Raw genomic sequence first — 14,474 nt, 5'->3', positions numbered from 1 at the left:
CATGAGCGTCATGGAGGGAAGGACCACTTCCGCGCTGCTCTATCTCGACGGCGTGCACGTCTCGTTCGACGGCTTTCACGCCATCAACAATCTGTCGCTGACGCTCGAGCCCGGCGAGATGCGCGCCATCATCGGCCCCAACGGCGCCGGCAAGACCACGATGATGGACATCATCACCGGCAAGACCAAGCCGGACGAGGGCACGGTGCTGTTCGACGGCATCACTGACCTGACGCGGCTCGACGAAACCCGCATCGCCGAACTCGGCATTGGCCGCAAGTTCCAGAAGCCGACGGTGTTCGAGAGCCAGACCATCGAGGACAATCTCCTGTTGGCGCTCAATGTCGATCACAGCGTCAAGGGCACGCTGTTCTGGCGCGGCAGCAGGGACGAAGCCGAGCGGATCGACCGCGTGCTGGAAACCATCCGCCTGACCGATGCACGCAATAGATTGGCAGGGAGCCTGTCGCACGGCCAGAAGCAATGGTTGGAGATCGGCATGCTGCTGGCGCAGGATCCAAAACTGCTTCTGGTCGACGAGCCGGTCGCCGGGATGACTGACGTCGAGACCCATCAGACCGCGGAGCTCTTGAAGGAAATCAACAAGGAAAAGACGGTCATGGTCGTCGAGCATGACATGACCTTCGTCCGCGAACTCGGCGTCAAGGTCACCTGCCTGCATGAAGGCACGGTGCTGGCGGAAGGGACCATCGATCAGGTCTCGGCGAACGAGCGGGTGATTGAAGTGTATTTGGGGCGCTGATCCATGCTGAAGGTCGACAATATCAGCCTTTACTACGGCGCAGCCCAGGCGCTGCGCGGCGTCTCGCTATCCGCCGAGCCGGGCAAGGTGACCTGCGTGCTTGGCCGCAACGGCGTCGGCAAGACCTCGCTGCTGCGCGCGATGGTCGGGCAGTACCCGATCGCCAGCGGCTCGATCGCGCTGGAGGGTAACGACATCACCGGTCTTAAGCCTTACGAGCGCGCACGGCGCGGCATCGGCTTCGTGCCGCAGGGGCGCGAGATCTTTCCGTTGCTGACGGTGGAGGAAAATCTGAGGACCGGCTTCGGGCCGCTCAAGCGTGAAGACCGCCATATCCCTGACGACGTGTTCTCACTGTTTCCGGTGCTGAACACGATGCTGGGCCGGCGCGGCGGCGACCTTTCCGGCGGCCAGCAGCAGCAGCTTGCGATCGGCCGGGCGCTGGTGATGCGGCCAAAGCTGTTGCTATTGGACGAGCCGACCGAGGGCATTCAGCCCTCGATCATCAAGGACATCGGCCGCGCCATCACCTATCTGCGCAGCCTCGGCAACATGGCGATCGTGCTGGTCGAACAATATCTCGACTTTGCCTGCGAGCTCGGCGACAATTTTGCGGTCATGGACCGCGGCGCGGTGAAATATGCCTGCGACCGCGCCAACCTCGATCCTGCCGAGATCAGCCGCCAGATGGCGCTGTAAGGTCGTATCGGGCGTTGCGTTTGGGGGACGGATGCGGACCGATAGCACGCGCGCGAGTTCAGCGACGTTCGCAGCCAACCGGGCCCAGGGCGCGGTGCGGTTCGGCGTGCATCTTCAGGACGGCGTCACCCGCCGCGGCGATCTGCATGAATCCGGCTCGCTGCGCGTGCGCTTTCCTTCCCCTGAGCAGGAGGGGCTGTCCGGCGTGTTCGTCAACACGGCCGGCGGCATTGCCGGTGGCGATCGTTTCGATATCGATATCGCGGCAGGCGAGGGAGCGCGGCTGACGCTGACGACAGCGGCGGCCGAAAAGGTCTATCGCGCGGCCGGGCCCGCCGCGCAGCTCAATATCGCGTTGAAGGCGGCAGCAGGCGCTCATCTCTCATGGCTCCCCCAGGAGACCATCCTGTTCGACCGGGCGCGGATTATCAGGCGCATCGACATCGACATGGCGGCGGACGCCTCGCTTCTGCTCTGCGAAATCGTGGTGTTCGGCCGCGCGGCGATGGGCGAAAAGATGCTGCACGGCGAGTTCGTCGATCGCTGGCGCCTGCGTCGCGGCGGTCGCTTCGTGTTTGCGGAAACCATCCGGCTCGACGGCGACATCGGCGAAAAACTGGCGCGCCCGGCCATCGCCAAGGGTGGCGTTGCCATCGGCACCGCGCTGATCGTGCCGGGTGACCAGGCGCTGGTGGAGCGGATCCGCGAGGCATCGGAAACGTTCGGCGGCGAGGTCGGTATCTCCTGCTGGAATGGATTTGCAATGGCCCGTTTCTGTGCCCAAGATGCGGCCCGGCTTCGCGCCGATATGATGGCAGTGCTCGGCCGCGCCAGCGGCGTGGCGCTGCCAAGGCTTTGGCTCAATTAGAGGCTCTGGCTTAACTAGAGGCTTTGGCTCAACTAGATCTTCAATCACCCGAGTGCTCGCATGAATCTCTCCCCCCGCGAAAAGGACAAGCTCTTGATTTCGATGGCGGCCATGGTGGCACGCCGCAGGCTGGAGCGCGGCGTCAAGCTCAACCACCCCGAGGCGATCGCGATCATCTCCGACTTCATCGTCGAAGGCGCACGCGACGGCCGCACGGTGGCCGAGTTGATGCAATCCGGCGCGCAGGTCATCACCCGCGCGCAATGCATGGACGGCATCCCGGAGATGATCCACGACATCCAGGTCGAGGCAACATTTCCGGATGGGACGAAGCTTGTCACCGTGCATGAGCCGATCAGGTAGGAGCACCAGATGATCCCCGGCGAACTCTTCATCAAGGACGGCGAGATCGAACTCAACGCGGGCCGCAAGACGGTGACCCTCTCCGTGGCCAATACCGGCGACCGTCCGATCCAGGTCGGCTCGCACTACCACTTCTTCGAAACCAACCCGGCACTGAAATTCGACCGCAGGAAAGCCCGCGGCATGCGGCTCGATATCGCTGCCGGCACCGCGGTGCGGTTCGAGCCGGGCCAGACCCGCGACGTCCAACTGGTGGCGCTCGCCGGCAAACGCGTGATCTACGGCTTTCGCGGCGAGGTGCAGGGGAAACTCTGAGCAAGGCTGCCATGGGACAGGTCGCAAAGGACAACGTCGAAATCGGAGTGGTGCTGCAGGGCGGAGGCGCGCTCGGCGCCTACGAGTTCGGCGCGATGATTGCGTTGCTTGAACTGATGGACGAAATCGACGTTCCGGGCAGGACCGTGCGATTGACTGCGGTAACCGGGGTTTCGATTGGCGCGATCAATGCGGCTTGCGTCGTCGGCGCCAAGGACCGGGCCGACGCGCGGGATCGCTTGCGGTCGCTGTGGTCCGATCTGTCGCTCGACGCGCCGAGTTATTGGTGGGCAGCCGCAAGCCGCAATCTCGCATTGTTCGGAGTGCCCGGCTTTTATATGCCACGCCGCGATATCTGGAATTTCTTCAACTGGACTAATTTCTACGACACCGATCCAATGCTCGGAACGCTGAAAAAGCATGTCGATTTCGCTTCGTTGAATGCCAGCAAGACCCGTTTTGTCGTCACCGCGGTCGATGTGTCCTCCGGCGAGTTGATCCGTTTCCGCAACCATCCGCGCGAGAATGAAACAAAGATGGAGATCGGGCCGCGCCATGTACTGGCGAGCGGCAGTCTGCCGCCCGGGTTTCCGGCCATCGCGTTCCCCGATGCGAGCTTCTGGGATGGCGGTGTCATCGACAACACGCCGCTCGGCGACGCCATCGATGCATTTTCCGGATCCAATGATGTCGATCGCATTCTGGTCGTGATGAATCTGTTTCGCAAGAAGCGCGCACCGCCGACAAGCATGATCGAAGTGAACGATCGCCTGAGCGAGCTGCGCTACGGCAATCGGCTCCGTCAGGATAGTGCGAATGCGAATACCATCAACCAGCTATTGGAGACAATCGACGCTCTCGCGGTTGTCGTCCCTGCGGGCTCGCTCGATCCGTCGCTCGAGAAGCGGGTTCATGATGCCGCGCGCTTCAAGACACTCAACGCGATCACCGACATTGATCTGACCGATCCCGACCTCATGGAGAAAGCCGGTCTCTCGCTGTCCTCCGACGAGTCCGGATCCTTTCGCGATTTCTCCGCCGCAGGCGTCAAGCGGCGTCATGATATCGGATATCGGCTTGCCCAACTGAAGTTGCAAGAATTGTTCGAAACACACGGCCTGCTGCCGGCGCGCCACTGATCGGGAAATTCCTCATGTCGACCAAAATCAAGCGTTCCGTCTATGCCGACATGTTCGGGCCGACCACCGGCGACAAGGTGCGGCTCGCCGACACCGATCTCATCATCGAGGTCGAGAAGGATTTCACCACCTATGGCGAGGAGGTGAAGTTCGGCGGCGGCAAGGTGATCCGCGACGGCATGGGGCAATCCCAAGTCACCAACAGGCAGGGCGCGGCCGATACCGTCATCACCAATGCGCTGATCGTCGATCACTGGGGCATCGTGAAGGCCGACGTCGCGATCAAGGAAGGCATGATCGCCGCGATCGGCAAGGCCGGCAACCCGGATATCCAGCCCGGCGTCACCATCGTGATCGGCCCCGGCACCGACGTGATCGCGGGCGAAGGCAAGATCCTCACCGCCGGCGGCTTCGACAGCCACATCCATTTCATCTGTCCGCAGCAGATCGAGCACGCGCTGATGAGTGGCGTCACCTCGATGCTGGGCGGCGGCACCGGCCCATCGCACGGCACGTTTGCGACCACCTGCACGCCCGGACCGTGGCACATGGGCCGGATGATCCAGTCGTTCGACGCGTTCCCGGTCAATCTCGGCATCTCCGGCAAGGGCAACGCCTCGCGGCCGGCCGCGCTGGTCGAGATGATCAAGGCCGGCGCCTGCGCGCTGAAGCTGCACGAGGATTGGGGCACCACGCCGGCCGCGATCGACAATTGCCTCAGCGTTGCCGACGATTACGACGTCCAGGTGATGCTGCACTCCGACACATTGAACGAATCCGGTTTCGTCGAGGACACCGTAAAAGCCTTCAAGGGCCGCACCATCCACGCCTTCCACACCGAGGGCGCCGGCGGCGGACATGCGCCTGACATCATCAAGATCGCCGGGTTGAAGAACGTGCTGCCGTCCTCGACCAATCCGACGCGCCCTTTCACCCGCAACACCATCGACGAGCATCTCGACATGCTGATGGTGTGCCACCATCTCGATCCCTCGATCGCGGAGGATCTGGCGTTTGCCGAAAGCCGCATCCGCAAAGAAACCATCGCCGCGGAAGACATCCTGCACGATCTCGGCGCGCTCTCGATGATGTCGTCGGACTCGCAGGCGATGGGCCGGCTCGGCGAAGTCATCATCCGCACCTGGCAAACCGCCGACAAGATGAAAAAGCAGCGCGGCGCGTTGCCCGAGGACAAGGGTAACGACAGCGACAATTTCCGCGTCAAGCGCTACATCGCCAAATACACCATCAACCCCGCGATCGCGCATGGCGTCTCGAAACTGATCGGCTCGGTCGAGAAAGGCAAGCTCGCCGATCTCGTGCTGTGGTCGCCGGCCTTTTTTGGCGTGAAGCCCGATTGCATCATCAAGGGCGGTTCGATCGTGGCGGCGCCGATGGGCGATCCCAATGCCTCGATTCCGACGCCGCAGCCCGTGCATTACCAGCCGATGTTCGGCGCCTACGGCAAGTCGCTGACGGCGTCCTCGGTGGGTGTTCACCTCGAAGGTTGCCATCACAGGCGGGCTGGCGCGCAAGCTCGGCATAGAAAAAAAGCTTTATCCGGTGAAAAACACCCGCGGTGGCATCTCCAAGAAGAGCATGATCCATAACGGCGCCACGCCCACGATCGAGGTCGACGCCGAAACCTATGAGGTGCGCGCAGACGGCGAGCTTCTGACATGCGCGCCGGCCGAGGTTCTGCCCATGGCGCAGCGCTATTTCATGTTCTAAGGTCGTTCCCGGAACTTTCGTCCAGAACAAGAAGTCCGGGAGGATCCAGTGATTTACGTCGTTGCCACGCTGACCGTGAAGCCCGAAACACGCGCCGAATTCATCGCGGCCGCCACCGCCTGCATCAAGGAAACCCGGAAAGAGCCGGGCAACATCGCTTATGACCTGCACGAAAGCGTCACCGATCCCACGAAAATGGTGTTCGTCGAGCAGTGGGAAAATGCCGAGGCGCTGGTGCCGCATCGCGGTGCCGAGCACATGAAGACCTTCGGCCGCGTCGCCGTGAAATGCATGTCGGCGCCGCCGAAGATCGAAGTGATCACACCGGAAAAGGTCGACGTTCGCTAATCAAGAAAAGCAAGGGATAAACTCATGATCTACGTCATCGCCACCACGCCGATGAAGCCGGAAAACAAGGACGACTTCATCAAGGGGCACAAGGCCTGTACCGCCGAAACGCTCAAGGAGAAGGGCTGTATCTCCTATGACGGCCATGTCAGCGTGAACGATCCCAATCTGTATGTGGTGGTGGAGCGTTGGGAAACCCGCGACGACCTCAATGCGCATGGCCGCGCGCCCCATATGAAGGTGTGGCGGGAGTATTCCTCGCAGATGAAAACGGCACCGACGGTGATCGAGATCATCAGCGACGGCAAGGTGGAGAAATTCTGACGTGTCTTTGAGCAGGCTAGTATGATCCGCGCCACAAAAGTCCTGGGCCAGCACCGCTGGACGCAAGCCGCGGCCGACACCGTCGTGCTCGATTTCGACGACCGGCACCGGCGGCGGATGGCGATGACTGCTACTCGCGGGCTGGAGTTTCTGCTCGATCTGGAAAACGCAGTCGCGCTGCGCGGCGGCGACGCGCTGGTGCTGGAGGATGGCCGGCTGATCGAGGTGGTCGCGGCTGCAGAGCCCTTGATCGAGATCAGGGGCGCCGATCCGCTGCACCTGGTTCGCATCGCCTGGCATCTCGGCAACCGCCATTTGCCGACGCAGATCATGCCAAAAGGCCTGCGCATTCGCCGCGATCACGTCATCGAGGCGATGGTGAAGGGATTGGGCGCGCGCATCATCGAGATCGAGGCGCCGTTCGATCCCGAGGGCGGGGCGTATGCGCAGGCGGCTCATGATCATGCCGCGCATGATCATGGCCACCATCACCACGGTGATCACGATCACCATCACCATGACGATCACCATCACCACGACGAACATTGCGACCACGATCATCACCACGACGATCACTCCCATGCTCATGACCACAAGTGAGCCCGCGCCGGCCGACGCGAGCAGCGGAATGAATGCGGATGAGGCGGCGGCGCTGTACCGGCTGATGACCTGGCTGTCGCCATCCTTTCCGGTCGGCGCGTTTTCCTATTCCAGCGGCATCGAATGGGCGGTGGAGGCGGGTGACGTCACGGACGCCGCATCGCTGCGCGACTGGCTGGCCGCGATGCTCAATGAGGGCTCCGGCTTCTGCGACGCGGTGTTTTTGGCGCAGGCGCATCGCGCCGCATCCGCGCAAGACGGCGCCGCCTTGCGCGAGATTGCCGAACTCGCGGCTGCCTTCGTGCCCTCGCGCGAGCGCCAGCTCGAGACCTCGACGCAGGGCCGCGCCTTCGTCGAGATCGCACGGTCAGCCTGGGCCTGCGACGGGCTCGACGGCATGGTCGCCGCTTGCGACGGCAGTATGGTTTATCCCGTCGCGGTAGGCCTCGTCAGCGCGGCTCACGCCGTTCCGCTTGCGCCGGCGATGCACGCCTTCCTGCATGCCGTGGTGTCGAACTGGATTTCCGCCGGCGCGCGGCTGGTCCCGCTCGGACAAACCGACAGCCAGCGCATTCTCGCAAGCCTCGAAGCCGATGTGGCGGCCACCGCGAAGCGCGCGCTGGAGGCATCGCTCGACGATCTCGGCAGCGCCACCTTCCGCGCCGACCTCGCCAGCCTGCGCCACGAGACGCAGTATACGCGGTTGTTCCGGTCATGATGCAGCAGGCTGTAGCCCGGATGGAGCGAAGCGTAATCCGGGGCCGTCTCACGTTCGGATCAACCGATCCCGGATTGCGCTGCGCTCCATCCGGGCTACGATCGCGCAAGCGCAACGGAAAGAGCATCGCACATGTCTAACTCTCATGGTCCCCTCCGCATCGGCGTCGGCGGTCCCGTCGGCTCCGGCAAGACCGCGCTGATGGACCTGCTCTGCAAGTCGATGCGGGAGCGCTACGACATCGCCGCGATCACCAACGACATCTACACCAAATGGGATGCGGAGTTCCTGGTGCGCTCGGGCTCGCTGACGCCGGACCGCATTGCCGGCGTCGAGACCGGCGGCTGCCCGCACACCGCGATCCGCGAGGACGCCTCGATGAATCTCGCAGCCGTGGCCGACATGCGCGCGAAATTTCCCGATCTCGACCTGGTGCTGATCGAATCCGGCGGCGACAATCTCGCCGCGACGTTTTCGCCCGAACTCGCCGATCTCACGATCTACGTGATCGACGTCGCCGCCGGCGACAAGATCCCCTCCAAGGGCGGGCCGGGCATCACCCGCTCGGACCTGCTGGTGATCAACAAGATCGACCTCGCGCCGCATGTCGGCGCGTCGCTCGAGAAGATGGAAACCGACGCGAAAAGGATGCGGGGCGAGCGGCCGTTCGTGATGACCAATCTGAAGAAGAGCGAGGGGCTCGATCGCATCATCGGCTTCATCGAGACCAAGGGCGGCCTGCGCCCGGCGGCGAAGGCCAAAGCCGGGTAGGTCAAGACAACCGGCCAAGATGAACGGCCGGGCCAGGCGGGGCGAGCAAGCAGCCGGGCAAGCGGTCAGGCCCAGCGGCCGGGACGGGCGGCGCGTTAACATTAATAATCGGTCCGCCGCCCGCAGCCCCTGATTTGTCCGTCCTCGCCGGAACCAAATCGGCATTGTCAGATTATCAACCTCTGGCCCCGCCAAATCAGCGTTAACGGCGGCCGTGTTGTTTACCTCGCTGCCAACCTGTCAGTTGCGTGCTGATGAACGCTCCGTCATATTCGCCGCGGTTGGCCTTCGCGCTATTGCCATGTGCTTCTGCCCCGGCAGACTCAAAGATGCTTTCAATACGTCTTCGCCAACACGTCATTCCTGAGTAAGCGAGTGGTTCGGCTGGGCTTCATTATCGGCTTTATCGCGCTGATCGGAGTTCTGCTCTCCGGTCTCGCGGCCTATCGCGTTCACGAACAGGAGCTGGCGATCGACGGCATCGCGCTGTCCCGCGCCATCGACGTTCATGCCAGCCTGGTGCAGGACCGGTTGACTGAGCGCGAACTGCTCGCCCGCGTTGCATCCGGATTGTTTCGCGCGCCGTCGGCGGTGAAGGCCAATATGCTGCAGCCGCTACGGTCGGCGATCTATGCGTTCAAGACCGATTTCGTGATCGCGAACTGGATCGCGCGCCTCAAGCCGGGCGATCGGGCCGCGGCGCAGGCAGAGCTGAAGGGCGCCGGTTTCACCAACCCGACGATCAGGGATTTCGACGACCGGCCGCTCGACATCAAGACGATCGACAAGCCACTCGACGTCCTGATGGACCTCGAGCCGCGCAGCGCGGATACGCTGGGCTTTCCGGGCCGCGCCTACGATCGCCATTCGGTGATCGGGCCGATGCTGGCGCAGGCAGCCGCCGCCGGCAAGCCGGTGGCGTCGGACCCGATTCCGCTATTGCGGCAGAACGGGCCGATCGGCCTCGTGCTTGCGTCTGCCATTCTGAAGGATGGCACGGCGGATCCCGTGGGCTTCGTCACGTTCTCCTACGAGCTGGCGCCGTTGATGCTGACCAATGACGACCGCTCGCTGTTTTCGGTGGTGCTGAAGGACCCCAATGACGCCAGCGACGAATATGTCGCCAACGACCAGGGCGTGATCTCCTTGCGCGAGGTCAAGCAGGGCGATCCGTTGCCGTCGGTGGTGCGGACGGTGACATTCGGCGGTCGCGACTGGTCGCTCGGCTACTATGCCAAGAACAACGCCGCACAGCGCGCGCAGCAGACGGCGATCGTCGTGGCGGCCATCGGCTTCGCGCTCACCGGCATCGTCTGCGGCCTGTTCGGCTATGTCGCCTACAACAATCTGCGGCTCAGCCGCGAGATCCAGGTCCGGATCGGTTTCGAGCGGCGGCTGACCGCCGTCATCGACGAGCTCAACCACCGGGTCAAGAACATCCTCGCCGTGATCCAGTCGATCGTGACGCGCACGCTGCGCCACGGCTCCGACATGGACGTGTCGCGCGAGCTACTGATCGGCCGCATCCATGCGATGTCGAACGTGGTGACGCTGCTCAGCGAAAGCCAGTGGCAGGGCGTCAAGCTCAGGGGCTTGTTCGAATCGCGCGCGATTCCGCACGCCGACCGCATCGTGGTCAACGGTCCGGATATCTCCGTCAGCGCGCGGGCCGCGCAGTCGCTGTCGCTGTTGTTCTTCGAACTGGCGTCGCATTCCGACGAGGGCCTGTCGCTGGTCGGCAAGCACCCGCACATCGTCGCCAACTGGGAAGTCACCGGCGAGGAGCCGGATGCGGTCTTTCATTTTCGCTGGGAAGAGTTCAACACCAGCGCGGCGACGCGGCGGGAAGACAGTGATTTCGGCCTCATCCTGCTCGACCGCGTCGCGCCGGAAGCGATGGGCGGCACCGCGAAGCGCTATTTCACCGAAGTGAGTTACGTCTACGAACTCACCGCGCCGATGGAAACCGTCGTTGACATGACCGAGCGCGATCGCACCGAGCAGATTTCCGCGCCGGTGCGGTAGGGCTGCACTGAAAGCTAAGCCCTGTAGCCCGGATGAAGCGAAGCGAAATCCGGGGCCGGTGTATATCGTGGAATCCCGGGTTGCGCTGCGCTTCACCCGGGCTACAACGACGAACCAAAAAGGCGGCCCGCTCGGGCCGCCTTTTCCATGTCATTTCGCTGGCGTCATCACCCGCCATTGCCGCCGATCACCGCGCGCACGGTCTCGTCGGGTCCGAAATCCTCGGCGCCATCGACATAGAGCAGCGCCGACAGTTTCGAGCGTGCGCGGTTGACGCGGCTCTTGATGGTGCCGACTGCGCAGCCGCAGATGGCGGCGGCATCCTCGTAGGAGAAGCCGGAGGCGCCGACAAGAATCAACGCTTCGCGCTGGTCCTGCGGCAGCTTGTCAAGCGCGTTGCGAAACTCCTCGAACTCCAGATGCGCATTTTGCGCCGGCTGGGTCTTCAGAGTTTTCGCGTAATTGCCCTCGGCGTCCTCCACCTCGCGCCGCCGCTTCCGGTAGTCGGAGCGAAACAGGTTGCGCAGGATGGTGAACAGCCACGCCGGCAGGTTCGAGCCGGGCTGGAACGAGTCGATGTTGGCAATGGCGCGCAGCAACGTTTCCTGAACCAGATCGTCCGCACGGTCGCCATTGCCTGACAGCGAGATCGCGAACGCGCGCAGGCTGGGTACCGACGCCAAAATGTCGTCGCGAAGAGAGTCGGTGAGAGGCATTAGTCCCTCCCGTCAGTTTTTGCTGTTTCGTCGATCTGGGCCGCCGCCGCTTCGGGCCCGTCGAGCTTCCGGATCAGCTCTGCAAAGCGGTCCGGCACGCCTTGTCGGACCACGTCGTCGTACATGGCGCGGAGCTGGTGCCCGATCCTGGATTGAATCTCGGCATTGAGCCCGCCCTGCTTTTTTACTTCCTTCATGGTCTGATCCACGCTTCCCCGAGAGTTAAGTCTCTGTGGTTTCAAGAGGTTACCTCGAAATTGGGCCTAGGCCGCCGCGTTATAGGTCAAAGGCTAATGCGAATATGTGCGGATGGTTCCGAAATCTGGGAACTTTTTCTGGAACTTTTTTGTCCCCCGCGAGTAGTCGGGGTTGACAGGGGAACCGGGGTCCCCCCGCCGAAACTAAAATGGCGCCGACGCGGCGCTTTAAGGTTACGCCCGCCCGGCTGAGACCCTAAGTAAGTACGGCCAAGGATACGGCCTAAGATAAGGATGAAATGGGGATGTCCCGATCACAGCTCGTTGCTGAACATCTGCCGCTGTTGCGGCGCTATGCCCGTGCGCTGACCGGAAACCAGGCCTCGGGCGATGCCTATGTGGCCGCCATGCTGGAAGCCCTGCTGCAGGATGGCTCGCTGCTGGACGAACGGCACGGCCCGCGCGCCGGGCTGTTCAAGCTTTTCACCCAGATCTGGAATTCGGTGTCGCTCAACGACAACCCTGATGTCACGACGCTGGCGCTGCCACCGGAGCGCAGGTTGTCGAACATCACGCCGCTGCCGCGGCAGGCATTCCTGCTGCTCTCGCTCGAAGGCTTCTCCGAGGAGGAGGTGGCGTTCATTCTCAATACCGACATCGCCGAAACCCGCGCGTTGACGGATGCCGCCGGCCGCGAGATGGCGGCGGAAATCGCCACCGACGTCTTGATCATCGAGGACGAGACCTTCATCGCGATGGATCTCGAGAGCCTGGTGAAGAACCTCGGTCACAACGTGATCGGCGTCGCCCGCACCCATGCCGATGCGGTGGCGCTGGCCAAGAACAAGAAGCCCGGCCTGATCCTCGCCGACATCCAGCTCGCCGACGGTTCGTCGGGCCTGGATGCGGTCAACGAGCTGTTGAAGGTGTTCGAGGTGCCGGTGGTGTTCATCACCGCCTATCCCGAGCGCTTCCTGACCGGCGAACGCCCCGAGCCCGCGTTCCTGATCTCGAAGCCGTTCCAGCCCGCGATGGTCTCCGCGGTCGCGAGCCAGGCGCTGTTCTTCCAGCGCAACTCGCGCAACCGCGCACCGCGGGCGGCCACTGGCTGATCGAAGCGTCATAGCGTAGAGTTGGAATGATCCGGCGCGCTCCCCCCTGCGCGCCGGATTTTTGTTGAGATTTGATGACCTTTGCGGCTCATGTGCCGGAAGCGGCGCCCCCGCCAATGTCACTTGCCGCGGCAAAGGCCCGCGGCGCACCTTTGATTGAAAGGCGATAGAAATCGATGAGTATCGGGCTGATCGGCCTTCTCGATGATGTCGCCGGTATCGCGAAGGTAGCTGCAGCGTCGCTCGATGATGTGGCCAGCCAGGCTGCGAAAGCGGGCGCGAAGGCGGCAGGTGTCGTCATCGACGATACCGCGGTCACGCCCGGTTACGTGATCGGGTTCGAGCCGAAGCGCGAACTTTCCATTGTAGGGAAGATCGCCGCGGGATCGCTGCGTAACAAGCTGTTGATCCTGCTGCCGGCTGCCTTGGTGCTGAGCTACTTCCTCCCCTGGACGATTACGCCGCTGCTGATGGTGGGCGGTGCCTACCTTTGCTACGAAGGGGTGGAGAAGGTGCTGGAAGCGGTTATGCCCCATCAGGCGCACCAGCACGAAGCCCAGCTCGGCACGGTCGCATTGAACGCGCAGTCGGTTGAGGATGAAAAGGTCGCCAGTGCGATCAAGACCGACTTCATCCTCTCGGCCGAGATCATGGCGATCACGCTGGCGGCCCTCCCCGCAGGGAGCATCTGGAAGCAGGCGCTTGTGCTGGCGGTCGTGGCAATCGGAATCACCGTCGCCGTGTATGGCGTGGTCGCCCTGATCGTGAAAGCCGACGATGTCGGTGTGGCGCTGGCGCGGAGCGATCGCGCCTCGGCCATGGGCCGCGCGCTTGGACGCGGCATCGTTCGCGGCATGCCGGTGCTTCTGACGATTCTCGGCGTGGTCGGCACTGCCGCCATGATCTGGGTTGGCGGCGGCATTATTCTGCATGGCGTCGAGGTCTACGGTCCGCCGGCAATCGGCCACGTCGTCAAGTCCGCAGCCGAGGCTGTGGCCCACGCAATCCCGCCGCTTGCCGCGATCCTCGAATGGGCGGTCGAGGCAGCCATATCCGGCGTGATAGGCCTGCTGGTCGGCGCCGCATCGATTCCGGTCGTCGGATTTATCTTCGCGCCTGCATGGAAATCGCTGAAGCGCTTTCTGCACCGCCGTCAGAGTACGTCCGCTCAGTGAAGGGCCGCTTGTTTTCCCGCTACTGTGCCTCTCTGCGCTTGCGAGCGAGTTTCCTCCACGTCTGTTCCGTATCGAACGTACCCGGTTCCGCTGCGCAAAGCCGGGCTCACAAACCTTCGTATAGCCGGCCCATCCGTTTCGGTGTCGTCCACTTACCTCGGTACAATTGAGCATGGCGCGCGCGGATCCTAACATCGTCACGTCGAGGCAGGATGTACATTACGAATTGCCTGCGCATCGTCGATCTCTCCTCCCGGTCGTCGGCGCCGCCTGCCTCGTCACCTCGGTCGCCGCAATTTCCGTTCGCGCGCGACGATCAAGTGAGCTCGCGAAATGATTTCTGATTGAGCGTGCCATGTGAACCAGTTCACCTCCGGATCGCGACGCCGGCGTTATCATTAACTCTGGTGATTCACCGCCGACATTGGCGATTGCCGGCGTTACCGAGTTCGCGGCCAGGCACCTCCCCCTGGCTCGGGCCACCAGCCTCGAACGCTGGTCGGACTATCCGGCGCGCCCCACCTGCGCGCCGGATTTTTTGTGCGCAAGAGCCATGTGCGCGCTGATGGTGCTGACGCTTGGCGGCGTGACGCCGGCATTGCGGAAGACG

Annotated in this window: 16 protein-coding genes and 1 pseudogene; 15 read left to right on the top strand and 2 right to left on the bottom strand. The window is 63.1% G+C overall.

The genetic code is table 11. The features are described from left to right. The first annotated feature begins 1 nt into the window (after nt 1). The 13 genes and pseudogenes from urtD (at nt 2) to V1279_RS29900 (ending at nt 10,664) form a co-directional block, all read left to right on the top strand. Nucleotides 2-763 (top strand): urea ABC transporter ATP-binding protein UrtD, encoded by a 762-nt coding sequence (urtD, locus tag V1279_RS29960; RefSeq protein WP_334443424.1) that lies wholly within the window; start codon nt 2-4, stop codon nt 761-763. A gap of 3 nt (nt 764-766) precedes the next feature. Further along, nucleotides 767-1,462 (top strand): urea ABC transporter ATP-binding subunit UrtE, encoded by a 696-nt coding sequence (gene urtE, locus V1279_RS29955; protein WP_334443421.1) that lies wholly within the window; start codon nt 767-769, stop codon nt 1,460-1,462. Between the two features lie 31 nt (nt 1,463-1,493). Then, nucleotides 1,494-2,330, top strand: coding sequence for an urease accessory protein UreD (locus V1279_RS29950; RefSeq protein ID WP_334443418.1), 837 nt, complete (start codon nt 1,494-1,496; stop codon nt 2,328-2,330). Between the two features lie 60 nt (nt 2,331-2,390). Next, nucleotides 2,391-2,693, top strand: a complete 303-nt coding sequence (locus V1279_RS29945) for an urease subunit gamma (protein ID WP_025588283.1) — start codon at nt 2,391-2,393, stop codon at nt 2,691-2,693. 9 nt (nt 2,694-2,702) lie between these two features. Beyond that, on the top strand, nt 2,703-3,008 hold the full coding sequence (locus V1279_RS29940) for an urease subunit beta (protein WP_334443415.1): 306 nt from the start codon (nt 2,703-2,705) through the stop codon (nt 3,006-3,008). A gap of 11 nt (nt 3,009-3,019) precedes the next feature. After that, a complete protein-coding gene (locus V1279_RS29935; protein WP_334443412.1) occupies nt 3,020-4,147 on the top strand; it encodes a patatin-like phospholipase family protein in 1,128 nt (375 codons plus the stop codon). A gap of 14 nt (nt 4,148-4,161) precedes the next feature. Further along, nucleotides 4,162-5,878, top strand: a pseudogene (gene ureC / locus V1279_RS29930) (urease subunit alpha). Between the two features lie 48 nt (nt 5,879-5,926). Beyond that, nucleotides 5,927-6,226, top strand: a complete 300-nt coding sequence (locus tag V1279_RS29925; RefSeq protein ID WP_334443409.1) for a putative quinol monooxygenase — start codon at nt 5,927-5,929, stop codon at nt 6,224-6,226. Between the two features lie 24 nt (nt 6,227-6,250). Beyond that, nucleotides 6,251-6,550, top strand: a complete 300-nt coding sequence (locus V1279_RS29920) for a putative quinol monooxygenase (protein WP_212419428.1) — start codon at nt 6,251-6,253, stop codon at nt 6,548-6,550. 21 nt (nt 6,551-6,571) lie between these two features. Then, on the top strand, nt 6,572-7,150 hold the full coding sequence (gene ureE / locus V1279_RS29915; protein WP_334443404.1) for an urease accessory protein UreE: 579 nt from the start codon (nt 6,572-6,574) through the stop codon (nt 7,148-7,150). Next, complete coding sequence (locus tag V1279_RS29910) at nt 7,131-7,868, top strand: urease accessory protein UreF (protein WP_334446624.1); 738 nt, start codon at nt 7,131-7,133, stop codon at nt 7,866-7,868. Before ureE ends, V1279_RS29910 begins: the two co-directional genes overlap by 20 nt. Before the next feature lie 132 nt (nt 7,869-8,000). Continuing rightward, nucleotides 8,001-8,639: an urease accessory protein UreG gene (ureG, locus tag V1279_RS29905; RefSeq protein ID WP_334443402.1), complete on the top strand. Its 639-nt coding sequence runs from the start codon at nt 8,001-8,003 to the stop codon at nt 8,637-8,639. 375 nt (nt 8,640-9,014) lie between these two features. Continuing rightward, entirely contained in the window at nt 9,015-10,664 is a 1,650-nt protein-coding gene (locus V1279_RS29900; protein ID WP_334443400.1) for a CHASE domain-containing protein, read from the top strand. Between the two features lie 167 nt (nt 10,665-10,831). Here the strand turns inward: V1279_RS29900 and V1279_RS29895 are convergent, their stop codons facing one another. Continuing rightward, nucleotides 10,832-11,380, bottom strand: a complete 549-nt coding sequence (locus tag V1279_RS29895; protein WP_057854563.1) for a sigma-70 family RNA polymerase sigma factor — start codon at nt 11,378-11,380, stop codon at nt 10,832-10,834. Then, entirely contained in the window at nt 11,380-11,577 is a 198-nt protein-coding gene (locus V1279_RS29890) for a NepR family anti-sigma factor (protein WP_025588264.1), read from the bottom strand. Before V1279_RS29890 ends, V1279_RS29895 begins: the two co-directional genes overlap by 1 nt. Nucleotides 11,578-11,882: 305 nt before the next feature. On the opposite strand from V1279_RS29890, the gene V1279_RS29885 reads away from it, so the two are divergent. Continuing rightward, nucleotides 11,883-12,689 carry a response regulator gene (locus V1279_RS29885; protein WP_334443398.1) on the top strand — a complete coding sequence of 269 codons (807 nt, stop codon included), beginning with the start codon at nt 11,883-11,885 and terminating at the stop codon, nt 12,687-12,689. A 176-nt stretch (nt 12,690-12,865) separates the two neighbouring features. Next, nucleotides 12,866-13,864: a DUF808 domain-containing protein gene (locus V1279_RS29880; RefSeq protein WP_334443395.1), complete on the top strand. Its 999-nt coding sequence runs from the start codon at nt 12,866-12,868 to the stop codon at nt 13,862-13,864. The last annotated feature ends 610 nt before the right edge of the window (nt 13,865-14,474 follow it).

This window comes from Bradyrhizobium sp. AZCC 1610, from assembly GCF_036924515.1.
GTDB lineage: Bacteria > Pseudomonadota > Alphaproteobacteria > Rhizobiales > Xanthobacteraceae > Bradyrhizobium.
This window is presented reverse-complemented; position numbering and strand designations above follow the sequence as displayed.